The organism is Pantoea sp. Ap-870, from assembly GCF_011752515.1.
Classification (GTDB): domain Bacteria; phylum Pseudomonadota; class Gammaproteobacteria; order Enterobacterales; family Enterobacteriaceae; genus Pantoea; species Pantoea dispersa.
The window spans coordinates 736452-758685 of sequence record NZ_VWXG01000001.1 but is presented as its reverse complement, the minus strand read 5'-3'; the positions used below and the strand labels follow the sequence as shown (position 1 = coordinate 758685).

General features: G+C 59.7%; 21 protein-coding genes. 2 read left to right on the top strand and 19 right to left on the bottom strand.

Annotated elements, in window-relative coordinates; genetic code table 11:
* Positions 1-95: 95 nt before the first annotated feature.
* The 4 genes from cobB to lolC all read right to left on the bottom strand — a co-directional run bounded on the left by cobB (position 96) and on the right by lolC (position 4214).
* Positions 96-929, bottom strand: a complete 834-nt coding sequence (gene cobB, locus F3J41_RS03685) for a Sir2 family NAD+-dependent deacetylase (protein WP_010617227.1) — start codon at positions 927-929, stop codon at positions 96-98.
* A gap of 147 nt (positions 930-1076) precedes the next feature.
* The gene (gene lolE, locus F3J41_RS03680; protein ID WP_021506385.1) at positions 1077-2321 is read right to left on the bottom strand and encodes a lipoprotein-releasing ABC transporter permease subunit LolE; all 1245 of its coding nucleotides are present in this window, start codon (positions 2319-2321) and stop codon (positions 1077-1079) included.
* A complete protein-coding gene (gene lolD, locus F3J41_RS03675) occupies positions 2321-3022 on the bottom strand; it encodes a lipoprotein-releasing ABC transporter ATP-binding protein LolD (RefSeq protein WP_021506386.1) in 702 nt (233 codons plus the stop codon). The genes lolE and lolD overlap by 1 nt, the downstream gene beginning before the upstream one ends.
* Positions 3015-4214 (bottom strand): lipoprotein-releasing ABC transporter permease subunit LolC, encoded by a 1200-nt coding sequence (gene lolC / locus F3J41_RS03670; protein WP_166709960.1) that lies wholly within the window; start codon positions 4212-4214, stop codon positions 3015-3017. The genes lolD and lolC overlap by 8 nt, the downstream gene beginning before the upstream one ends.
* Before the next feature lie 248 nt (positions 4215-4462).
* On the opposite strand from lolC, the gene F3J41_RS03665 reads away from it, so the two are divergent.
* The gene (locus F3J41_RS03665; protein WP_021506388.1) at positions 4463-4672 is read left to right on the top strand and encodes a hypothetical protein; all 210 of its coding nucleotides are present in this window, start codon (positions 4463-4465) and stop codon (positions 4670-4672) included.
* A gap of 186 nt (positions 4673-4858) precedes the next feature.
* Positions 4859-8302, top strand: a complete 3444-nt coding sequence (gene mfd / locus F3J41_RS03660) for a transcription-repair coupling factor (protein ID WP_058775435.1) — start codon at positions 4859-4861, stop codon at positions 8300-8302.
* A gap of 126 nt (positions 8303-8428) precedes the next feature.
* Here mfd and F3J41_RS03655 read toward each other — a convergent pair whose 3' ends face one another.
* The 15 genes from F3J41_RS03655 to fabF all read right to left on the bottom strand — a co-directional run bounded on the left by F3J41_RS03655 (position 8429) and on the right by fabF (position 22234).
* Entirely contained in the window at positions 8429-8971 is a 543-nt protein-coding gene (locus tag F3J41_RS03655) for a glycine zipper 2TM domain-containing protein (RefSeq protein ID WP_031279257.1), read from the bottom strand.
* Between the two features lie 294 nt (positions 8972-9265).
* Positions 9266-10570 carry an NAD(P)/FAD-dependent oxidoreductase gene (locus F3J41_RS03650; RefSeq protein ID WP_031279261.1) on the bottom strand — a complete coding sequence of 435 codons (1305 nt, stop codon included), beginning with the start codon at positions 10568-10570 and terminating at the stop codon, positions 9266-9268.
* A gap of 212 nt (positions 10571-10782) precedes the next feature.
* The gene (gene ycfP, locus F3J41_RS03645) at positions 10783-11325 is read right to left on the bottom strand and encodes an alpha/beta hydrolase YcfP (RefSeq protein ID WP_021506392.1); all 543 of its coding nucleotides are present in this window, start codon (positions 11323-11325) and stop codon (positions 10783-10785) included.
* Between the two features lie 39 nt (positions 11326-11364).
* Positions 11365-12408 carry a beta-N-acetylhexosaminidase gene (gene nagZ / locus F3J41_RS03640; RefSeq protein WP_166709958.1) on the bottom strand — a complete coding sequence of 348 codons (1044 nt, stop codon included), beginning with the start codon at positions 12406-12408 and terminating at the stop codon, positions 11365-11367.
* A gap of 15 nt (positions 12409-12423) precedes the next feature.
* A complete protein-coding gene (thiK, locus tag F3J41_RS03635; protein WP_141495559.1) occupies positions 12424-13239 on the bottom strand; it encodes a thiamine kinase in 816 nt (271 codons plus the stop codon).
* Positions 13226-13822 (bottom strand): penicillin-binding protein activator LpoB, encoded by a 597-nt coding sequence (gene lpoB, locus F3J41_RS03630; protein WP_021506395.1) that lies wholly within the window; start codon positions 13820-13822, stop codon positions 13226-13228. Before lpoB ends, thiK begins: the two co-directional genes overlap by 14 nt.
* A gap of 10 nt (positions 13823-13832) precedes the next feature.
* A complete protein-coding gene (locus F3J41_RS03625) occupies positions 13833-14198 on the bottom strand; it encodes a YcfL family protein (protein WP_021506396.1) in 366 nt (121 codons plus the stop codon).
* 18 nt (positions 14199-14216) lie between these two features.
* Complete coding sequence (gene hinT / locus F3J41_RS03620; RefSeq protein WP_021506397.1) at positions 14217-14567, bottom strand: purine nucleoside phosphoramidase; 351 nt, start codon at positions 14565-14567, stop codon at positions 14217-14219.
* Between the two features lie 333 nt (positions 14568-14900).
* On the bottom strand, positions 14901-16334 hold the full coding sequence (gene ptsG / locus F3J41_RS03615) for a PTS glucose transporter subunit IIBC (RefSeq protein ID WP_021506398.1): 1434 nt from the start codon (positions 16332-16334) through the stop codon (positions 14901-14903).
* A gap of 286 nt (positions 16335-16620) precedes the next feature.
* On the bottom strand, positions 16621-17412 hold the full coding sequence (locus F3J41_RS03610) for a metal-dependent hydrolase (RefSeq protein ID WP_166709956.1): 792 nt from the start codon (positions 17410-17412) through the stop codon (positions 16621-16623).
* A 17-nt stretch (positions 17413-17429) separates the two neighbouring features.
* On the bottom strand, positions 17430-18419 hold the full coding sequence (gene holB / locus F3J41_RS03605; protein ID WP_058780746.1) for a DNA polymerase III subunit delta': 990 nt from the start codon (positions 18417-18419) through the stop codon (positions 17430-17432).
* Complete coding sequence (gene tmk, locus F3J41_RS03600) at positions 18416-19051, bottom strand: dTMP kinase (protein WP_166709954.1); 636 nt, start codon at positions 19049-19051, stop codon at positions 18416-18418. The genes holB and tmk overlap by 4 nt, the downstream gene beginning before the upstream one ends.
* Complete coding sequence (mltG, locus tag F3J41_RS03595; RefSeq protein ID WP_166709952.1) at positions 19041-20060, bottom strand: endolytic transglycosylase MltG; 1020 nt, start codon at positions 20058-20060, stop codon at positions 19041-19043. Before mltG ends, tmk begins: the two co-directional genes overlap by 11 nt.
* A complete protein-coding gene (gene pabC / locus F3J41_RS03590; RefSeq protein ID WP_166709950.1) occupies positions 20057-20869 on the bottom strand; it encodes an aminodeoxychorismate lyase in 813 nt (270 codons plus the stop codon). The genes mltG and pabC overlap by 4 nt, the downstream gene beginning before the upstream one ends.
* Before the next feature lie 123 nt (positions 20870-20992).
* Positions 20993-22234: a beta-ketoacyl-ACP synthase II gene (gene fabF / locus F3J41_RS03585; RefSeq protein WP_166709948.1), complete on the bottom strand. Its 1242-nt coding sequence runs from the start codon at positions 22232-22234 to the stop codon at positions 20993-20995.

The following is a 22234-nucleotide window of genomic DNA, read 5'->3' as shown; positions in this document are numbered from 1 at the left end:
CCCTACTGGATTTAGCCTGAGTTTCAGTCGGGCGCGTTTTTCCCCTTCTCCCGCCGGGAGAAGGCCGGGATGAGGGGAAACGCGCAGTACGCTGACTATTTATACAAGCCGCGCAAAAAAGTATGCACGAATTCGGGCACCACTTCGCTGGCTAAGCCGTAATGCGCTTCAGCGAATTCGTTACCAACCTGACTGGGGGCCAGATTCAGCTCCACGGTATGCGCCCCCTGCAGTTTCGCCTCGTGCACAAATCCTGCCGCCGGATAGACGTGGCCTGAGGTGCCGATGGCGATAAACAGATCGGCCTGTTCCAGCGCCTGATAAATCTCCTCCATGCCGAGCGGCATTTCACCAAACCACACCACGTGCGGACGCAGCCGCGACGGGAACTGGCAGCAGGTACAGCGATCGTCCGGACCGACATCCTCCGTCCACGCCAGCACCTGACCGCTGTGCTCACAGCGCACCTTCAGTAATTCACCGTGCATATGCAGCACGCGCTGGCTGCCGGCGCGCTCGTGCAGGTTATCGATATTCTGCGTAACCAGCAGGAAATTATCGCCCAGCACCTGCTCCAGTTCAGCCAGCGCTTTGTGCGCCGCGTTAGGCTGGATTTCTGGCTGCTGCAGCTGACGCCGGCGCGCATTGTAGAACCCCTGCACCAGCGCCGGATCGCGGCGAAAGCCTTCGGGCGTCGCCACATCTTCCACGCGATGCTCTTCCCACAGGCCATCTTCCGCGCGGAAGGTGCGAATGCCGGATTCTGCCGAAATTCCGGCACCGGTCAGCACCACCACGTGCGGCTGCGGATGGGCGGCAAGTTCGACCTGACGATCGCGCTCAAAGATGCGCTGGCGAAAGCGCTGATGCACTTTGCGGCGGTTCTTTTTGTAGCGGGCGAGTCGAAGGCGGCGGCGCGGTTGGCGCATAAAGGCTCCTTAATCTGCGGCGCTGAACGCCGCGCTGCGGGTGTTTTCCGGGTTACTCAGACCCGATAATAGCGGCTGGGTATGACGGCTGCATGCCGCAGACGCTGAAAATGTGCGCAGCCGCGAAGGCGGCTGCGTGTTTTGTCTTTACTGACCGCTCAGCACGCGGGCAGGATCGATGCGGCTGGCGCGCCGCGCCGGATACCAGCTGGCAATCAGGCTCAGGCCAATCGCCGTTGCCAGCACGATGGCCACATCCAGCCAGTGCAGCTCGGACGGCAGAAAGTCGATAAAGTAGATATCGCCCGCCAGCAGTTGATGCCCGGTAAGGTGCTCCACTACGCGCATCACCGGCGTCAGATTGAGCGCCACCAGCACGCCGACCACCACCCCGCTGACGCTGCCCAGCAGCCCGGCCAGCAGGCCATACCAGATAAAGATGGCACGAATCAGGCCGTCTTTGGCGCCCAGCGTGCGCAGCACGGCGATATCGCTGCTCTTGTCCTTCACCGCCATCACCAGCGTCGACACGATATTAAAGCAGGCCACGCCAATCACCAGCACCATCGCCAGATACATAATGGCGCGAATCATCTGGATATCACGATACATGTAGCCGTAAGTGCCAATCCAGCTGCGGATGGTGACATAGGAGTGCGTGGCTTCGCCGGCATCGCGCACCAGCTTCTGTGCCTGGAATGGATCGCTCATCTTCAGCGCAATGCCGCTGACGCTGTCGCCCAAATCCAGATATTTTTGCGCATCGGCCAGCGGCACCAGCGCCAGACTGTGATCCAGCATGCCGCTCAGCTGCAGAATACCGCTCACCTGCAGACGAATGCGTTTTGGCTGCAGCAGTTTGTTCTCGCCATCATTATTCGGGATCATGATGGTGATCCAGTCGCCCTGCTTCACGTTGAGCGATTTGGCGATGCCGCCGCCCAGAATGATCTGCTGCCTGCCGGCGCTGAACTGCGACCAGGCATCACCGCTGACAAAACGCGGCAGCGCGCTGAGGCGCGGCTCCTGCTGCGGATCAACGCCCTTCACCTGCAGCGCCTGCAGCTTCGCACCGCTCTCAATCAATCCGGTAAAGTTAACGTAAGGGGCCGCCGCGGCAATGCCCGGCACCTGTTCGATGGGCGCAATCATCGGCTGCCAGTTGCGAAAAGGCTGGTTAACCGCCTCAATTTCGCCGTGCGGCACCACGGCCAGAATACGGTTGTTGAGCTCCCGCTCGAAACCGTTCATCGCGCTCAGCCCGATGATCAGCACCGCCACGCCAAGCGCAATGCCGATGGTCGAGATGATGGAGATCAGCGACACCATGCCGCCGCGCCGCCGGCCGCGGCTGAAGCGCAGCCCGAGCAGCAGGGATAAAGAGGACGCCATCAGATCGCTCCCAGCGTCAGGTGATCGCTCAGCTGGCCGTCACGCATCTCCATCTGACGGCTCAGGCGCTTCGCCAGGTTGAGGTCGTGCGTCACCACCAGAAACGCCGTGCCCTGCTGTACGTTGAGCTCGCCGAGCAGTTCAAAAATGGCATCGGCGTTGCGCGCATCGAGGTTACCGGTGGGCTCATCGGCCATCACCAGCCGCGGCCGGTTCACCAGCGCCCTGGCAATCGCCACGCGCTGACGCTCACCGCCCGACAGCTCAGAAGGCCGGTGCGCCGCGCGCTTTTCCAGACCAACCGCCGCCAGCATCTCGCGTGCGCGCGCTTCCGCTTCGGCTTTGCCGGTTTTGCCAATCAGCAGCGGCATCGCTACGTTCTCCAGCGCGCTGAAGTCCGGCAGCAAATGGTGAAACTGATAAATAAAGCCGAGTTCACGGTTACGCAGCTCTGCTTTGGCCGCCGACGACATGGCGTTGAGCGATTTCCCGTCAAACACCACGTCACCGGAGGTCGGTGCATCCAGCCCGCCCAGCAGGTGCAGTAAGGTACTTTTGCCGGAGCCGGAGCTACCGACGATGGCCGTCAGTTCGCCCGGCTGCAGGCTAAAAGCCACATTGCGCAGCACATCGGTCTGCACGCTGCCTTCCTGATAGCGTTTGCACAGGTCACGACACTGCAACAAAGGGGTATTACTCATAACGTAAAGCCTCAGCGGGTTGAACGGCGGCAGCGCGCCATGACGGATAGAGGGTAGACAGCAGCGCCACGGCCATCGAGACCAGCGCAATGGTGATCACCTGCCAGACATTGATATCCACCGGCAGCGCCGCGCCATCAAGGAACAGGCCGATCACCGGCATTAAATTGTTGAGCTGGCTGGCCAGCAGCACGCCCAGCAGTGTACCGAGCAGCGCACCGATAATACCGGCGCTGGCGCCCTGCACCATAAATACCGCGACGATTTGCCGCCGCGTTAAGCCCTGGGTTTGCAGGATCGCCACTTCCGCCTGCTTCTCCATGATCAGCAGCCCCAGCGAGGTAATGATATTGAAGGCGGCCACGGCAATGATCAGGCTGAGCAGCAGCCCCATCATGTTTTTCTCCATGCGCACCGCCTGGAACAAGTCGCCCTTGCGTTCGCGCCAGTCTTTCCACGTCAGCCCCTGCGGCAGCGGCTGCTGGCTGAGCGCATCGACATTCAGCGGCTTATCCAGCCACAGGCGCCAGCCGGTAATGTTGCCGAGCGGATAGCGCATCACGCGCGAGGCATCCTGCTGGTTCACCAGAATCTGATAGCCGTCGACTTCGCTATTGGCCGCATAGGTACCGGCAACGGTAAAGATGCGCTGGCTCGGCACACGCCCCACCGGGGTAAACTGGCTGACCGATGGCACCATCAGGCGCAGCTGATCGCCGCGCTTCACACCCAACTGCTGGGCCAGCAGTTCACCGAGAATGACTTTATACTGGCCCGGCTGCAGCACGCTCTGCTGGGTGTTGACCAGATAAGGCGTCAGCGGATCCGGTTCGTCAGGGTTGATGCCCAGCATCACGCCCACCGACACGTTGCGCGCACTCTGCAACACCACGTCGGCGGTGGTCAGCGGCGCGATACGCGTCACGCCCTGCAGTTTCAGATCCTGCGCGCGCATCTGCTGCGGATTGATGCTGCCGGTGTCGCTGGTGACCAGCGCCTGCGGCATCAGGCCGAGAATGTTGCCTTCCAGCTCGCGCTCAAAGCCGTTCATCACCGACAGCACCGTCACCAGTGCCAGCACGCCGAGCGTGATACCAATAGTCGAGAGCCAGGAGACGAAACGACCGAAACGGTCTGAAGCACGTCCACGCATGTAGCGCAAACCGATGAATAACGCGACTGGTTGATACATGAGATCCGTCTTGGCCGTTGCTCAAAATTAAGTAGAGCGATGATAAAGGAGCCGTCTGCTTTATGAAACCTCTAACCCGCTGAGTCAGTTGCAAAGTTGCGTCAAAATGCGTCCTCCTGCGCGACAATGCACAAAATTACGACAAAATAGTGACGCTATTAGTACGATTATTCATCAGCAGGTGGGTTAGACTTAGCTTGCAGTACCGGTTTTCGCATCACAGTAAGCGCAGTACGGAGGTTCTTACCATGAGCAGGTTTCCTAAAGGCAGTATCGTTAAACATAAATCTGGCGAGATCAAAGGCGAAGTGGTCAATGTCTTTGAGCAGGGAGACGCGCTAACCGGTTATTATGTGAAGTGGGACGATGGCAACAACAGCTACCATGTCGAGCGCGAGCTGTCATGGGCCAATGTGGATCGTCCTCGCATGCACTACACACAGCAATCCAGTAAATAACGTGACGCGGCCAGGTCGCCATCAATGACGACCTGGCAACCGGCCATACTGGCGGCCCTTCAGGGTGCCGCTGATGCAAGGTGCGCATTCATGCGCCCTGACATAAACTCAGAAAGGAGAGATGATCCTCACGGCGGAATGTGGAATGATGACGCCCTGGAAACTGAGGAGAGAATGTCGGACCTTATGTCGGAACAGCGTCGTTATACCCTGCCTGCTAAAGCAGGCGACCATCGTCAGCTCGGTCAGCTGGTCGGCGCCGCGCAGGCGGTTGAGTGTGCCAGCATCACCGAACGCCACAGCGGTCCGGTGTTAATGATCACCCCGGATATGCAATCGGCCCTGCGGCTGCAGGAGGAGATCAGGCAGTTTACCGATCTGCCGGTCACCAATCTTGCTGACTGGGAAACACTGCCCTACGACAGCTTCTCGCCCCATCAGGACATTATTTCCGCCCGTCTTTCTACGCTGTACCAGCTGCCCACCCTGACGCGCGGCATGCTGATTCTGCCGGTTAACACGCTGATGCAGCGCGTTTGCCCGCACAGCTTCCTGCACGGCCATGCGCTGGTGATGCAGCAGGGCCAGAAGCTGTCGCGCGATGCGCTGCGCGACCAGCTGGAGCAGGCCGGTTATCGCCATGTCGATCAGGTGATGGAGCATGGCGAGTACGCGACGCGCGGCGCGTTGCTCGACCTGTTCCCGATGGGCAGCGATCAGCCTTACCGCATCGATTTCTTTGATGATGAGATCGATAGTCTGCGCCTGTTTGACGTCGACTCACAGCGCACGCTGGAGGCGGTGAGCGCCATCAACCTGCTGCCGGCGCATGAATTTCCCACCGACAAAGCGGCCATTGAGCTGTTCCGCAGCCGCTGGCGTGAAACCTTCGACGTGCGGCGCGAACCTGAGCACGTCTATCAGCAGGTGAGCAAAGGCACGCTGCCGGCCGGAATTGAGTACTGGCAGCCGCTGTTTTTCGAGCAGGAACTGCCTACCCTGTTTAGCTATCTGCCCGCCAGCACGCTAGTGCTGAACAGCGGCGATCTGCACGCCAGCGCTGAGCGTTTCTGGCAGGATGCTAACGCACGCTATGAAAATCGCCGCATCGATCCTATGCGCCCGCTGCTGGAGCCGGCCACGCTGTGGCTGCGCCCGGATGCGCTGCTCAGCGAGCTGAAAAACTGGCCGCGCATGCAGCTCAGCGCTGAGACGCTGCCGGAGAAAGCCGCGAACAGTAATCTGGGCTATCAGCCATTGCCGGAGCTGACGGTACAGGCGCAGGCCAAAGCGCCGCTCGATCTGCTGCGCCAGTTCCTCGAGCAGTTTACCGGTCAGGTGATTTTCTCAGTAGAAAGCGAAGGTCGCCGCGAGAGCCTGCAGGAGCTGCTGTCCCGCATTAAACTGCGCCCGCAGCCGATCGATCACTTCGAGCAGGCCGATGAGCAGCCGTACAGCCTGATGATTGGCGCCAGCGAGCGCGGCTTTATCGACACCCAGCGCCAGCGCGCGCTGATTTGCGAAAGCGATCTGCTCGGCGAGCGCGTCAGCCGGCGGCGTCAGGACAATCGCCGCACCATCAATCCGGATGTACTGATTCGTAACCTCGCCGAGCTGCACCCGGGCCAGCCGGTGGTGCATCTTGAACACGGTGTGGGGCGCTACATCGGCCTGACCACGCTGGAAGCCGGCGGTATCGTGGCCGAGTATCTGATGCTCTCTTATGCCGGCGATGCCAAACTTTACGTTCCGGTGTCATCGCTGCATCTGATCAGCCGTTACGCCGGCGGCGCCGATGAAAATGCGCCGCTGCACAAACTGGGCAGCGATGCCTGGTCACGTGCGCGCCAGAAAGCGGCGGAGAAAGTGCGCGACGTGGCCGCTGAGCTGCTGGATATCTATGCCCAGCGCGCGGCCAAGGCCGGCTTTGCCTTTAAGCACGACCGCGAGCAGTATCAGCTGTTCTGCGAAGGTTTCCCGTTTGAAACCACGCCGGATCAGGCGCAGGCAATTAACGCCGTGCTCAGCGATATGTGCCAGCCGCTGGCCATGGACCGCCTGGTGTGCGGCGATGTTGGCTTTGGTAAAACCGAAGTGGCGATGCGCGCTGCCTTCCTTGCGGTGGAGAACGGCAAACAGGTGGCGGTGCTGGTGCCAACCACCCTGCTGGCGCAGCAGCATTACGACAACTTCCGCGACCGCTTCGCCAACTGGCCGGTGCGCATTGAGATGCTGTCGCGCTTCCGCAGCGCCAAAGAGCAGGCGCAGGTACTGGAACAGGCCAGCGAGGGCAAAATTGATATTCTGATCGGCACCCACAAGCTGCTGATGAGCGATCTGAAGTGGCGCGATCTCGGTTTGCTGATCGTCGATGAAGAGCACCGTTTCGGCGTGCGTCACAAAGAGCGCATCAAAGCGATGCGCGCTGACGTCGATATTCTGACGCTCACCGCAACGCCGATTCCGCGGACTCTGAACATGGCGATGAGCGGCATGCGCGATCTGTCGATTATCGCCACGCCACCGGCGCGCCGTCTGGCGGTGAAAACCTTCGTGCGCGAGTATGACAGCCTGGTGGTGCGCGAAGCGATCCTGCGTGAAGTGCTGCGCGGCGGCCAGGTTTACTATCTCTACAACGACGTCGAGAACATCGAGAAAGCGGCACAGCGGCTGGCCGAGCTGGTGCCGGAAGCGCGCATCGCCATCGGCCACGGTCAGATGCGCGAGCGCGATCTGGAACGGGTGATGAACGATTTCCACCACCAGCGTTTCAACGTGCTGGTGTGCACCACCATCATCGAAACCGGGATCGATGTGCCGAGCGCCAATACCATCATCATTGAGCGCGCCGACCATTTCGGTCTGGCGCAGCTGCATCAGCTGCGTGGCCGCGTCGGCCGTTCGCATCATCAGGCCTATGCCTGGCTGCTGACGCCGCACCCGAAAGCGATGACCACCGATGCCCAGAAGCGACTGGAAGCGATTGCCTCGCTGGAGGATCTGGGCGCTGGCTTTGCGCTGGCGACGCACGATCTGGAGATTCGCGGTGCCGGTGAGCTGCTGGGTGAAGATCAGAGCGGTCAGATGGAGACCATTGGCTTCACGCTCTACATGGAGCTGCTGGAAAACGCGGTGGATGCACTCAAGGCCGGACGTGAACCGTCGCTGGAAGATCTCACCAGCAATCAGACCGAGATTGAGCTGCGCATGCCTGCCCTGCTGCCGGATGATTTTATTCCGGACGTCAATACGCGCCTGTCGCTGTATAAACGCATCGCCAGTGCGGCCGATGAACAGGAGCTGGCCGAGCTGAAAATTGAGATGATTGACCGCTTCGGCAAGCTGCCCGACGCCGCGCGTAACCTGCTGGACATCGCCGCGCTGCGCCTGGTGGCGCGTCAGCTGGGGCTGCGTAAAATCGAAGCCAGCGAAAAAGGCGGCTTCTTTGAGTTCGCGCCGCAGAATCAGGTCGATCCCGGCTGGCTGATTGGCCTGCTGCAGAAAGATGCCAAGCAGTGGAAGCTGGATGGCCCGACGCGACTGAAATTCACCCGCGATCTCAGCGAACGCAAAACGCGCATGGAATGGGTGCAGAATTTCGTCGCCGAGCTGGCGAAGAACCGGGTTTGATCGCCCAGCCGTTACGCAGCAGCGCTATGCGACGCGCTGCTGCGTACGGTGCTGTAGCCAGAGCATAAAAAAAAGCGCCTTGCGGCGCTTTTTTTGTTACTGCTGCTGTGAAGTAGCTTTGCCCAATCAGGCCTGATTCGAATTCAGGATCAGCTGACCATTACGGTCGAGCGGGATGCGGGTGCCAGGGTCATTCTCCATGCGGATTTTGCCCTGCTGGTCGCCTATTTTATAGGTCACGTCATAACCCAGCATTTTTTCCTGTTTATCGTACACGGTTTTGCAGCGCTGCTCGCTGGTGGTGTATGTGTCACGATCCTGCAGCGCACCCTGTACCTGGTTACCGCCGTAGCCGCCTGCCAGCGCACCGGCTACGGTCGCGATATCCCGGCCGCGGCCACCGCCGAACTGGTGACCAATCACACCACCGGCCACGGCACCCAGTACGGAACCGGCGATGCGGTTCTCATCCTGCACCGGACGACGGTGCGTGAGGGTAACGTTGCGGCACTCCTGACGCGGCTGCTTGATGCTCTCTTTGATTGGCGTTGCCGAAAGCACCTGAGCATACTGCGGGCCACGATCAAACACATCCATGCTGGCGACGGCGGCCACGCCCAACGCTGCTGCTACGCCGATTCCAATACCCGCTAACATTGATTTATTCACAGGAATGTCCTCCTGAAGTTGTTACCGCGCATTCCTGCCGCAACCCGATCCCGGGTTACCGAGGCATAACCGGCGTGCGCGCCGCGCCGTGTTCGTTGGCATAAGTTTTACAGATGGTCCGAAAATGCAACATCAGATTAATGGAGGAAACGCAGCGGAAAGCCAGCAGGACCAGCTTTTAGGAGAGTTCTGAGCGGCAGTGTCATTGCGCCGTAATCTGGCGCTGATTGAACGGCAATCAGCAGGTTACGGCAGCCGGGCGCGCAGCGGGCGGGGATGACCGCCCGCCAGCCATCAATGCAGTTTGAGACGCGGACGCAGCACGCGGTTGAGGCTGCCGACCAGCATCATCAGACCGGTCTTGAAGTATCCATGGAGCGCAATCTGGTGCATACGGTACAAGGAGATGTAGACAAAACGCGCAATACGCCCTTCCACCATCATCGAACCGCGCATCAGGTTCCCCATCAGGCTGCCGACGGTACTGAAGCGGGACAGCGACACCAGCGAGCCGTGATCTTTATACACGTAGGCTTTGAGCGGCTTGCCTTTGCGCTGGGCGAGGATGTTTTCCAGTGCTCGCGACGCCATCTGGTGCGCCGACTGCGCGCGCGGCGGCACGAATCCGCCGCCCGGCAGCGCGCAGGAGGCGCAGTCGCCGATGGCGTAAATATCGTCGTCCAGCGTAGTCTGCAGCGTCTCTTTGACCACCAGCTGATTAATGCGGTTGGTCTCCAGCCCGCCAATCTCTTTCATGAAGTCTGGCGCTTTAATACCGGCCGCCCACACCATCAGATCGGCTTCGATGAATTCGCCCCCTTTGGTATTCAGACCGTTAGCTGCTGCGCTGGTGACCATGGTTTGCGTCAGAACGCGCACGCCAAGCTTGCTCAGCTCCTGATGCGCCGCTGCGGAGATGCGCGGTGGCAGTGCAGGCAGAATACGCTCGCCGGCTTCCACCAGCGTAACGTTGAGCGCGCTGCTGTCGAGACCTTTGTAACCGTAGCTGTGCAGCTGTTTCACTGCGTTATACAGTTCTGCCGACAGCTCGACGCCGGTCGCGCCGCCGCCGACAATGGCGATATTGACTTTCTGCAGCTGCCCTTCGCTGGCAGAGAAGCGCAGGAACAGGTTGAGCATCTCATTATGGAACCGACGCGCCTGATGCGGGTTGTCGAGGAAGATGCAGTGATCTTTCACGCCTGGCGTGCCGAAATCGTTCGAGGTGCTGCCCAGCGCCATCACCAGACGGTCATACGCCAGTTCGCGCTGCGGTACCAGTAGCCCACCCTCCGCGTCGCGGATCTCCGCCAGTTCAATGGTTTTTGTGTCGCGATTAATTTGCGTCAGCGAACCCAGCTGGAACTGGAAACCGTGGTTGCGCGCATGCGCCAGATAGCTGAGCGCATCAATACCTTCATCCATCGAACCGGTCGCCACTTCATGCAGCAGCGGTTTCCACAGATGGCTGTGGTTACGATCGACCAGGATGATCTCCGCCTTTTTTTTGCGGCCGAGTTTATGGCCGAGCTGCGTTGCCAGCTCCAGCCCTCCGGCACCGCCACCGACGATGACGATTTTTTCCATGCTTGTAGTCAATGAAGACCCCCTCAAAGTTGTAAACCAAAAGTTAATTAATGGTTATATAAAACCTTAATAAACATAGGGTTGGCGACATTTAATCGCGAGCTGAGGGCAGAATAGCACGGCATAATCATCCGGACATAAGAAAATTGATGTACATCAATCTTTGCACTGCATTATCAGAATGTTACACGTTTTGTGCGCCGCATCACACGGCGCAGCAGCACTCAGGCAAGGGTTTTGAACGCTTTGATGCGTTGCAGATGCGGGGCAATATTTTTGAATTTGTGGCTGGCCTCCTCGTCCCACACGATTTCATAGTACGGGTGCAATGCGGCCGCGCTGCGCTGATTATCCAGCGCTTCATCGTGACGTGACAAAATGGTCAGGCAGCGGTCGCGGTTCTTTTCACGGAAGTTGCTGACGCATTTGGTGGCGATATCAAGATACTCTTCCGGCCGGTCGATCTTGCCTTCCATGTTTTCATCGGGAAACAGGTTGGGATTGAATATCGCCTGGCGCATGCCGCAAAGGAAGCCGATGCGTTCTGCCCAGTAGCCGCCCAGGCCGACGCCACAAATCAACGGATGCGCATCACTGCCCTGCTGAAGCAGTTTGTCGCACTCTTTCAGCAGAAACTGCATATCGTGTTTCGGATGGCGGGTGCTGTAGCTAATAAGTCTGACGTCCGGGTCAATAAACTGCAGCTGCAGCACCTTTTCATGGTTGCCCGGACTGTTGGAATCAAAACCGTGCAGATAGATGATCATGATTATCCTCAGCGTGGAGTGAGATCCGGGCAGCGGCGATTATCTGCCCGACGCTTTGTGCGCCAGCCAGCGATCCTGCAGGTCACTGAGCTGACGCTGATTTTGCCGCCAGCGCTCGCTGGCCTGCAAACTCTGACAGTCAAAACGTCCCTGATGGTATAACTGCGTGACGCGCGTCGCCTGGATCGGCGTCAAATTATCCAGCACGCTCACCGCGCCAGCACGCTGATTGCACACCAGGATCATATCGCAGCCGGCGTTCAGCGACTGCTGAGCCCGTTCCGCGTAGCTGCCCATCACCGCCGCGCCCTCCATCGACAGATCGTCTGAGAAGATCACCCCGTTGAAGCCCAGCTCCTGCCGCAGCACCGTTTGCAGCCAGTAAGGCGAACCACTGGCCGGCAGCGGGTCCACTTCAGTATAGATAACATGCGCGGGCATCACCGCATCCAGCAGCTGCTCATCAATCAGCTGCTGGAAGATTGCCATGTCATGCTGGCGCAGCGTGGCCGCATCGCGCGTGTCGCGCGGTGTCTCTTTGTGCGAATCCGCGCTGACCGCGCCGTGGCCCGGGAAGTGCTTGCCGGTGGTTTTCATGCCGGCTTCGTGCATGCCGTGGATAAACTGGCGCGCCATCTGCAGCGCAATCGCCGGATCGGCGTGGAAAGCGCGATCGCCGATGGCCGCGCTGATGTGGCCGATATCCAGCACCGGCGCAAAGCTGATATCGATATCCATGGCGATCATTTCCGCCGCCATTTGCCAGCCAGCCTGCTGCGCCAGCTCGCCAGCACGCGCCATGTCGTGCATCGCGGCGAAGGATTGCATCGCCGGCAGCTGAGTAAAACCGTCGCGGAAGCGCTGCACGCGTCCGCCTTCCTGATCGACCGCCACCAGCAGCCGGTTGCGCGACGCCACGCGAATCTGGCGTACCAGCTCCGCCAGCTGCGCAACATCATGGAAGTTGCGGGCGAACAGGATCAGTCCGCCTGTCAGCGGATGTTGCAGAATTTCGCGCTCTTCGGCGTCCAGCTCGTAGCCTTCGACGTCCAGCATCAGCGGTCCGGGCGTTGTCATCGTCATGTTTCGGTTCCTGAATTAAAGATCCTGCCAGCTGGCCTGCGCCAGCCGTTGCAATGTTTGGTCATGGCTCTGCTCGGCGCGCAGCTGATACCAGCTGGCCATCAGCAGCTGCAGCCACGGCTGCCAGCGCCGGCTTTGACGCCGCAGCGCCGTTGCCGACAGCCGCGCCTCGGCGGCATAGTCGGTTATCCAGTAATCGTGTTCAGCGCCATCCACCGCGCCGACAGCAGCCAGCTCCAGCGCCACATCGCCATCCGCAGCATATTCCCAGTCAATTAAACGCAGGCCATCCGGCGTGGCAATCAGATTGCCAGGGTGGACGTCCATGTGCAGCGGTGCCAGCCGCAGCGGCGACGGTTCGCCGCGCTGCAGCAACTGGTTTAAGCGCCGCTGCCAGCGCCAGTGTCGCTGCTGACACAGCTGCCAGTAGCGCTGCAGCAGCGGCGCCAGCCGTAAGCGATAACCGGTCAGCGGCTGGTGATGCAGGCGCAGCAGCAGCGTCAGCACCGCTGCGCGCTGCGCGCTGAACTGATCCGGCGACAGCACTTCACCCGGCAGCCAGCGCTGCAGCAGCCACGGCGCCTGCCACGCCAGCGGCTGCGGCGCCAGCGCCGTAGTACGCAGCTGACGCAGGATGCGGTATTCGCGCTGGCGATCGACAAACGGGATGGGCTGTGGCGGCGTCCGGCGCGCCAGCAGATCGCCCTGATCGCTGCGTACCTGCACGCTGTTACCGCTCAGTCCTGGCAGCGCGAAAAAATGACCGGCAGCTTGCGCCGTCGGCCATTGTTGCTGAACCAGATGCTGCAGCCGGGGATCAGGGTTGTGCAACGCCGTTGCCCGACCAGATGATTTCGCCGGTCTGCACCAGCATCAGCTGCATTTGCAGCGCAGGGGCTTTCACATCGCCCTGCGCGTTGCTGTACAGCACATACTGCGCGTTGACGATGCGCGCCAGGCCAATCGCTTTGCTGCGCGAGTTGAGGCTATCCTCTGGCGACAGGCCGAGCGTTTGCTTCGCCTGATTAAGCTGATCGTTTGAGACCAGGCTGAACTTGCCGTTATTGGCCAGCGCGTTCTCAATCGCTGCCGTGGCTTTTTCCGTTTGCAGCGAGCCGTTGGTGCTGTTTTTGATGCGATCCACCAGCAGCACGCTGCCCGGATTGACGCCCGCCGACTGCACCATATTGGCGACTAACGGCTGGACGCTGGCGTTCCAGTTGATGGTTTTCAGCTTCGGCGGCTGCGGCACAGTTTGCGGCGGCGGCACTGGCTGCGCGGGCGGTTGTTCTGGCTGGGTTGGCGTGGTCGGCTGCGTCGGTTCAACCGGCGCCGGGGTTTGTTGTTTCACCACACAACCGGTGAGCATCAGCGCAAACAGTAGCGCGCCGGAACGTTGTACACTGCGAATCACAGGTTACTCCTCAAAGATAAAGATAGAGACGCACCTTGCTGGCGGTCGGGTTACCCATTTGCGAGGCCACTTCTACGCTGCCGTGCGCCGGTACGGTTTGAGTCTGCGCCGGCTCCTGCGGCTCAATCTCCAGCCCTTTGTCATCGTACCAGTAGAAACGATAGTGCACGGTGACCGGCGTTTCACGCAGATTTTGCAGCACGCTGGCGGCGCGCTGCTGGCCGTCGCGGCTGGTCAGCGCGGGCTCATCAGTGATGATGCCCGCCGACAGTACGGCAGACTCCATCACCAGCGACTGGGAGGTGTTGATCATCGGCTTATCGCTGCTGCAGCCCACCAGGGTCAGCAACAGCAAGCCGCTCAGCCATTGACGCATCACAAGGTCCGCCTGAGGTTAGATGGCCAGCATCGGGCCCAGCGGCTGTCCGCCGACCAGGTGCATATGAATGTGGTAAACCTCCTGCCCACCGTGACGGTTGCAGTTGATGATCAGGCGATAGCCATCCTCGGCGATGCCTTCATCACGGGCAATTTTTGCGGCGGCGGTGACCATGCGGCCCAGCGCCTGCTCATGCGCCGCCTGCACATCGTTGGCAGTCGGAATCAGTACGTTGGGGACAATCAGTATATGGGTAGGCGCTTTGGGCGCGATATCGCGGAAGGCGGTGACCAGTTCGTCCTGATAAACCACGTCGGCGGGAATTTCGCGACGAATGATTTTACTGAAAATGGTTTCTTCAGCCATGGTGCAGTTCCTTAAGCCTGAGTTCAGTCAGGCAGTATGCGTGAGGAATTCCGTTTCTTTCAACCTCAGGACCACTTTTCTTCATTTAATGGCTGCCTTTGCATCACTTTTTCACGCTGGCGCGGCGCGGCCGGCGGTGTCTGGCGGCAGTAAAATAAAAAACCCCTCGGATGAGGGGTTTTGTCGCACCGAAGTTGCAGTGCGGTGAAGCGGCGGCAGAGGAGTAAAGCGTCCCGCGACAGGGATGTCGCGGGCCGAGCCCCAGGGATGGTGTTGGCGTCTTTACGATCTGACGCCGCTTCACCGCACCGGCCCGGCCTGCCGTCATGTCACTTACATACTGCGGATATAATCATCCATCTCGGTTTTCAGGTTATCGGACTTGGTGCCGAAAATCGCCTGCACACCGGAACCGGCCACCACCACACCACGCGCGCCGAGGTTTTTCAGTTCAGCCTGATCCACCTTCGCTACGTCCGCCACGCTGACGCGCAGACGGGTAATACAGGCATCAAGGTTAGTGATGTTCTCTTTACCACCGAACGCCGTGACCAGCTTGCCCGCCATTTCACTGCCGGTCGCGCTGCTCTGCTCCATGGCCGTATCTTCACGACCCGGGGTTTTCAGATTCAGTTTTGCGATCAGCACGCGGAACACGGTGTAGTACACCAGACCGTAGATGATACCGACAATCGGGAACAGCCAGATTTTGCTGCTGTTGCCGCTCAGCACGATGAAGTCGATCAGACCGTGTGAGAAGCTGGTGCCATCACGCATGCCCAGCAGAATACAGATTGGGAACGCCAGGCCCGCCAGGATGGCGTGGATCACGTACAGGATCGGTGCCACGAACATGAACGAGAACTCGATCGGCTCGGTGATACCGGTCAGGAACGAGGTCAGCGCAGCGGAGATCATGATACCGCCCACTTTGGCGCGGTTTTCAGGTTTAGCAGAATGCCAGATGGCGATAGCCGCAGCCGGCAGACCGTACATCTTGAACAGGAAGCCGCCAGACAGTTTACCGGCAGTCGGGTCACCCGCCATGTAGCGCGGAATGTCACCGTGGAAGACCTGACCAGCCGCGTTGGTGAATTCACCAATCTGCATCTGGAAAGGAACGTTCCAGATGTGATGCAGACCAAACGGCACCAGCGCACGCTCAACCACACCGTAAATACCGAACGCCACCACCGGGTTCTGATAGGCCGCCCACTGGGAGAAGTCCTGAATCGCGGTACCAATAGGTGGCCAGATGAAGGACAGCACCACACCGGTGAAAATCGCGGTCAGACCGGAAATGATCGGCACAAAGCGCTTACCGGCAAAGAAGCCGAGGTATTCCGGCAGCTTGATGCGGTAGAAGCGGTTGAACATGTAGGCCGCAATCGAACCAGCAATAATGCCGCCCAGCACCCCGGTATCGGCGAGGTGTTTGGCTTCGATCTCGGCTGCCGGCAGATGCAGCACCAGCGGCGCGACCACAGCCAGGGTTTTCACCATAATGCCGTAGGCGACCACGGCGGCCAGCGCCGACACGCCGTCGTTATTGGTAAAGCCCAGTGCCACACCGATCGCAAAGATCAGCGGCATGTTAGCAAATACCGAACCACCCGCTTCGGCCATCACGTGGGAAACCACTTCCGGCAGCCAGCTGAAGTTAGCAGAACCAACACCTAACAAAATACCGGCAATCGGCAGAACCGATACCGGCAACATCAGCGATTTACCTACCTTTTGCAGGTTCGCAAATGCGTTCTTGAACATAGAAGCTCCTGAGTATGAGTGCATTTTTTAGCGCAGTGCGCATGGCAAAGGGGGAGGATCCTTAGCCGGGGTGACGCTGAGCGTCTTTTGATTTATTACGAAGGGTAAAATAAATGACGACACGTTACTTTGACGGCTATCACGTTTCACCAAACACAGCGCTGAAATTTCAGTCATTTCTTACTGACTTGCTGCTATAAACAGCAATAAATCACTGCCTGCGCCGCGAAACACGCAGCGCAGATGAGTGATTTCAGATTAATTACAGAGTTTGAAATAAAGCGCGTTAGCCGCCGAGTCGGCTCATCGGCACCTTAAACAGGCGGGAGAAGTTTTCCGTGGTGGCGGCCGCCAGGGTCGCAAGATCGACGCCTTTCACCACGGCCATATACTCAGCTACGTCGCGGGTGAAGGCAGGCTGGTTTTCTTTGCCGCGATGCGGTACCGGCGCCAGATAGGGTGAATCGGTTTCAACCAGAATGCGATCCAGCGGTACATAGCGCGCTGCTTCGCGAATCTGTTCGGCGTTGCGGAAGGTCACAATGCCGGAGAAGGAGATGTAGAACCCAAGATCCAGCAGCTGCGCCGCCGTCTCTTTGTCTTCGGTGAAACAGTGCAGCACGCCGCCGCACCGCTCTACCTGCTCTTCACGCAGAATGGCCAGCGTGTCTTCGCGCGCATCGCGGGTGTGCACAATAATTGGCTTATTCAGCGCAATGCCGGTGCGGATGTGCTCACGGAACGAGGCCTGCTGCTGCGCTTTAGTCTCCTGCTGGTAAAAATAATCCAGCCCGGTTTCGCCCAGTGCAATCACCTGCTCTTCCGCCGCCAGACGGCGAAACTCTTCCACGTCATACGGCGTTTCCTGATTGAGCGGATGCACGCCGCAGGCCAGCGCGATGTTGTCGCGATCGCCGACCAGCTGTTTGATTTTATAGTAATCCGGCAGCGTGGTGGCAATCGCCAGCATGAATTTCACATCCCGCGCCGCCGCTTTGGCAATCACGTCATCCAGATCGCGGTGCTGGCTTTCATAATCAAGGCCATCAAGATGGCAGTGCGAATCAACAATAAACATAGATTTCTCTTTTAACCTTAGCCGACCGTCGCGGGAGACAGCAAACGTCCCCAGGCAAGCAGACAGTCGGTCAGAATCAGTTCACGATTAAGCGCCGCCACGTGTAGCAGCTGCTCGCGACACTGCAGCCACTGCTGCACGCTCGCATTCAGCGCGCTGCTGCTGAACTGCTGCGCCAGCTGCGTCACCACGTCCGGGCGATCGCCATTACTCAGCCAGTTGCTGGCGCCCTGCTGCACCTTCATCGCATCCACCAGTAGCGAAAGCAGCCAGCCGAGGCGAACCGCCACATCGTCGCTGTTGAGCGCCGGCAACAGCTGCAGAATATCGCCGCTCAGTGCGCTGTTCAGGCTGTCGCACAGCGTTTGCCGTGCCTGCCAGCGGTCCGGCTGTAACAAGGCCAGCGCCGCAGCGGGTGCACCGTTGCTCAGACGCAGCGCCGCGCGCAGTATCGCTTCCGGCTGCGGCTGCTGTTTCTGCAGCCATTGCAGGCTGTGCGTCTCTTCCGGCGGCGAAAGATGCCATGTCATACAGCGGCTGCGCAGCGTGGCCAGCAGTCGCGACGGCTCGCGCACGCTGAGGAAAAACCAGCAGTTGGCGGGCGGCTCTTCCAGCGTTTTCAGTAGCGCGTTGGCCGCGGCTTCGGTCAGTTGCGTCGCATCCGGCAGCCAGACAATTTTCGCGCCACCCTGCTGGGCAAAATGGTACAGCTTCTCACTGACGTCGCGAACCGCATCAATGCCGAGTGAGGCTTTCCCCTTTTCCGCTTCCAGCCGATACCAGTCCGGATGGGTGTGTGCCTGCATCAGCTGGCAGCCGTGACACTGGCCGCAGCTTTTCAGTCCCTGCGGCTGCTGACACATCAGCCAGCGGCTGACGCCCCACACCAGCGCATCGTCGCCCATGCCCTCAATGGCCTGAATCAGCAGCGCATGATGTGCCTGTCCACTCTGATGGCGGGCAATGATCTGTCGGTACGGCTGGTTCAGCCACGGATACCAGTTCATGCCGCCTGACCTGCCAGCCACTGACGCAGCATGGCTTTAAGTGACGCTGTCACATTCTCAATCGGCTGTGTCGCATCGATGGTTTTGATGGTCGGATCGGCAGCAGCCAGCGCCTGATAGCGTTCGCGCGTGCGGGTAAAAAAGTTCAGCGACTCCTGCTCAATGCGATCCAGTTCGCCGCGCGCCCGGGCACGCTGCAGGCCAATCTCCGGCGTGACGTCGAGATAGAGCGTCAGGTCGGGACGAAAATCGCCCAGCACCGCATCACGCAGCGTGGTCATCAGTTGGGTGTCGAGCCCGCGGCCACCGCCCTGATACGCCTGCGACGAAAGATCGTGACGGTCGCCCACCACCCAGGCACCGCGTGCCAGCGCCGGTTTGATGACGTTTTCTACCAGCTGCACCCGTGCCGCATACAGCATCAGCAGCTCGGCTTTATCACTCACCTGTTCGCCATCAATGCCCTGTTTCACCAGCACGCGCAGCTGTTCGGCCAAAGGCGTGCCGCCCGGCTCACGGGTAAAGACCACGTCTTCAATACCCTGCTCATGCAGGACCGCAACCACCGCCTCACGCGCGGTGGTTTTGCCGGCGCCTTCCAGCCCTTCGATGACGATAAACTTACTTTTCATTTTTTTCCTTCATCGCCAGCCGGTAAACCTGCACGGCTTTATTATGACTGGCCAGATTGGTGGTAAAGGTGTGACCGCCTTTGCCATCCGCGACGAAATAGAGGTAATTGGTCTTCTCCGGATGGGCCGCCGCTTCCAGCGAGGCGCGCCCCGGCATGGCAATCGGTCCCGGCGGCAGACCGCTGATGGTATAGGTATTGTACGCGGTCGGGGTCTCAAGATCCTTGCGCGTCAGCGTACCGGTATAGCTGTCGCCCATTCCGTAGATCACCGTGGGATCGGTCTGCAGTTTCATACCGGTGCGCAGGCGATTGATGAATACCGAGGCAACGCGCGCGCGCTCTTCGCTGACGCCGGTCTCTTTTTCGATAATCGACGCCATGGTGACCATCTGCTGCGGTGTTTTATACGGCAGACTGGCCATCCGCCCCTGCCAGATCTCATCCACCAGCTTGTTCATGCGCGTGCGCGCCCGCTCCAGCAGTGCCACATCGCTGGTGTTGGCAGTATACAGATAGGTATCCGGATAGAAACCGCCTTCCAGCTGGCTGACATCAAGCTTAAGCGCAGCCGCAACGCTGGCAAATTCATCATCCGGCAGCGTGTGTTTAAGGTATGGCGCTTTACGCAGCTCAGCCAGCCACTCTTTCAGCCGGGAACCCTCGACAAAGCGCAGCGGAAATTGCGCCTCTTTGCCGCTGGCCAGCAGTTGCAGTAGCTGGCGCACCGTCATGCCAGTCTCAAGGCGATACGTCCCGGCTTTGAAGTTAGCCAGATCGGGCTCCAGCTTCAGCAACGGGCCAAACCAGATGCTTTGCGAAATGATGTGCTGGCTCTCCAGCTGCGCTTCCAGCACCACGCGACCGCTGCCGGCCGGCAGGGTATACAGGGTTTCCTGGTGAATGGTTAATGGCGTCGCGGCAAAGCGTTCAATCTGCCAGTAGCTCAATGCGGCAGCCAGGCCAGCAATGACTACGGCGCCGGCAACTATTTTTTTCATTCGGATCATGATGCTTCCATCGTCTGGCAACTGGCGAGCAGTTGCTGGTACAGCGTGCGTGCGGAAAAGGTGACGTCGTCAATTTGCCGCACGGGTAATACTGGCATCAGCGCGTTACAGATCACCACTTCATCGGCACTTAACACCACCGACCGGCTGGCCTCCACCTGCTGGCAGTCGTGACCGGCCTGGGCCAGCTGCGCCAGCAGATAACGACGCATGATGCCATCAACGCCCGCCTGCGCGAGGCGCGGCGTGAAAATGACCTCACCGCTGCGCCAGAATAAATTGGCCGCACAGCATTCCACTACCGTCCCGGCGGTGTCAAGCACCAGCGCTTCGTCAGCGTCGCACGCGTCCAGCTGCTGGCGAATCAGCACCTGCTCCAGCCGGTTGAGGTGTTTGATGCCGGCCAGCAGCGGGTTCTGCGCCAGCCGCACCGGGCTGGTCACCAGCCGCGCGCCCTGCTGCTGCAGCGTGGCATAGTGCTGTGGCCAGGGGGCGAGCGCGATGATACGCGTGGGTTGCGTGCAGCCGGCGCGACTGTAGCCGCGTCCGCCCGCCCCCGGCGTCAGGATCACTTTGAGCACTGCTTCGCGCTGGCCCGCCGCCGCGCGGCGCATCTCTTCCGCCAGTAAGGCGCGGTCCGGCGCGGCCATCAGCAAACGTTGGCAGCCGTCCTGCAGACGTTGCAGATGCGCCTCCAGCAGCTGGATATGGCCCTCTTTGACTGCCGCCGTGGTGAAACAGCCGTCACCAAACTGCACCGCGCGATCGCGGGCAGAAAGGGTGTCCTGTGCCACTCCGTTAATCCACATGCGCTTCTCCTCTGCCGCTGGCGTCAGCGTTGAATAGCACTGTAGCGCGTAACATTCCACGCCACTGCGTGACAAAATATAAAAAAGGCCCGCATTGCGGGCCTCTGTTCGGCTGGATAGCGCTTATACCTTGCGGAAGATCAGCGAGCCGTTGGTGCCGCCGAATCCAAAGGAGTTACACAGCGTGTACTCCAGTCCGCTGACCTGGCGCGCCGTATGCGGCACAAAGTCCAGATCGCAACCTTCGTCAGGATTGTCGAGGTTGATGGTTGGCGGAACCGACTGATCGCGCAGTGCCAGAATTGAATAAATCGCTTCTACCGCGCCTGCCGCACCCAGCAGGTGACCGGTCATCGACTTGGTCGAGCTGACCATCACGCTGTGCGCTGACGCACCAAACACCGACTTCACCGCCTGCGCTTCTGCTTTGTCACCGGCCGGCGTTGAGGTGCCGTGCGCGTTAACATAGCCAATCTGCGCCGGATCCAGCTGCGCGTCACGCAGCGCGTTGACCATCGCTGCGGCTGCACCTGAACCGTCTTCCGGTGGTGATGTCATGTGGTAAGCGTCGCTGCTCATGCCGAAACCAACGATTTCCGCATAAATCTTCGCACCGCGTTTCTTCGCGTGTTCGTACTCTTCCAGCACCACGATACCGGCACCGTCGCCCAGCACGAAACCGTCACGATCTTTATCCCACGGACGGCTCGCCGCCTGCGGATTATCGTTACGGGTAGAGAGCGCACGCGCCGCGCCGAAACCGCCTACGCCCAGTGGCGTACTGGCTTTCTCAGCACCGCCGGCCAGCATCACATCCGCGTCGTTATACGCGATGATGCGCGCCGCATGACCAATATTGTGCACGCCGGAGGTACAGGCGGTCGCAATCGAGATGCTCGGACCTTTCAGGCCGTACATGATGGTCAGGTGGCCAGCGACCATGTTAACGATGGTTGAAGGCACGAAGAATGGGCTGATTTTGCGCGGACCGCCATTGACCAGCGAGGTATGGTTATCTTCGATCAAACCCAGACCGCCGATGCCGGAACCGATAGCCGCACCGATGCGTCCGGCATTCTCGTCGGTTACGACCAGACCGGAGTCCGCCATAGCCTGAATACCGGCCACAATGCCGTACTGGATGAAGTCATCCATCTTGCGTTGATCTTTGCGCGAGATGTATTCATCGCAGTTAAAATCTTTCACCAGACCCGCAAAACGCGTTGCGTAGGCACTGGTATCAAAATGGTCGATCAGGTTAATGCCGCTCTGACCGGCAAGGAGAGCACGCCAGGTAGACTCTACGGTATTGCCGACAGGAGACAACATGCCAAGACCGGTCACAACTACACGACGCTTAGACAC

Coding starts and splice junctions, on each gene's coding strand:
- lolC (WP_166709960.1), bottom strand. CDS start 4,214: ATGTATCAACCAGTCGCGTTATTCATCGGTTTGCGCTACATGCGTGGA.
- F3J41_RS03625 (WP_021506396.1), bottom strand. CDS start 14,198: ATGCGTCAATGGCTGAGCGGCTTGCTGTTGCTGACCCTGGTGGGCTGC.
- tmk (WP_166709954.1), bottom strand. CDS start 19,051: ATGAAAAGTAAGTTTATCGTCATCGAAGGGCTGGAAGGCGCCGGCAAA.
- nagZ (WP_166709958.1), bottom strand. CDS start 12,408: ATGACGATGACAACGCCCGGACCGCTGATGCTGGACGTCGAAGGCTAC.
- pabC (WP_166709950.1), bottom strand. CDS start 20,869: ATGTGGATTAACGGAGTGGCACAGGACACCCTTTCTGCCCGCGATCGC.
- F3J41_RS03665 (WP_021506388.1), top strand. CDS start 4,463: ATGAGCAGGTTTCCTAAAGGCAGTATCGTTAAACATAAATCTGGCGAG.
- mfd (WP_058775435.1), top strand. CDS start 4,859: ATGTCGGAACAGCGTCGTTATACCCTGCCTGCTAAAGCAGGCGACCAT.
- lolD (WP_021506386.1), bottom strand. CDS start 3,022: ATGAGTAATACCCCTTTGTTGCAGTGTCGTGACCTGTGCAAACGCTAT.
- ycfP (WP_021506392.1), bottom strand. CDS start 11,325: ATGATCATCTATCTGCACGGTTTTGATTCCAACAGTCCGGGCAACCAT.
- cobB (WP_010617227.1), bottom strand. CDS start 929: ATGCGCCAACCGCGCCGCCGCCTTCGACTCGCCCGCTACAAAAAGAAC.
- mltG (WP_166709952.1), bottom strand. CDS start 20,060: ATGATCCGAATGAAAAAAATAGTTGCCGGCGCCGTAGTCATTGCTGGC.
- ptsG (WP_021506398.1), bottom strand. CDS start 16,334: ATGTTCAAGAACGCATTTGCGAACCTGCAAAAGGTAGGTAAATCGCTG.
- holB (WP_058780746.1), bottom strand. CDS start 18,419: ATGAACTGGTATCCGTGGCTGAACCAGCCGTACCGACAGATCATTGCC.
- lolE (WP_021506385.1), bottom strand. CDS start 2,321: ATGGCGTCCTCTTTATCCCTGCTGCTCGGGCTGCGCTTCAGCCGCGGC.
- F3J41_RS03610 (WP_166709956.1), bottom strand. CDS start 17,412: ATGTTTATTGTTGATTCGCACTGCCATCTTGATGGCCTTGATTATGAA.
- hinT (WP_021506397.1), bottom strand. CDS start 14,567: ATGGCTGAAGAAACCATTTTCAGTAAAATCATTCGTCGCGAAATTCCC.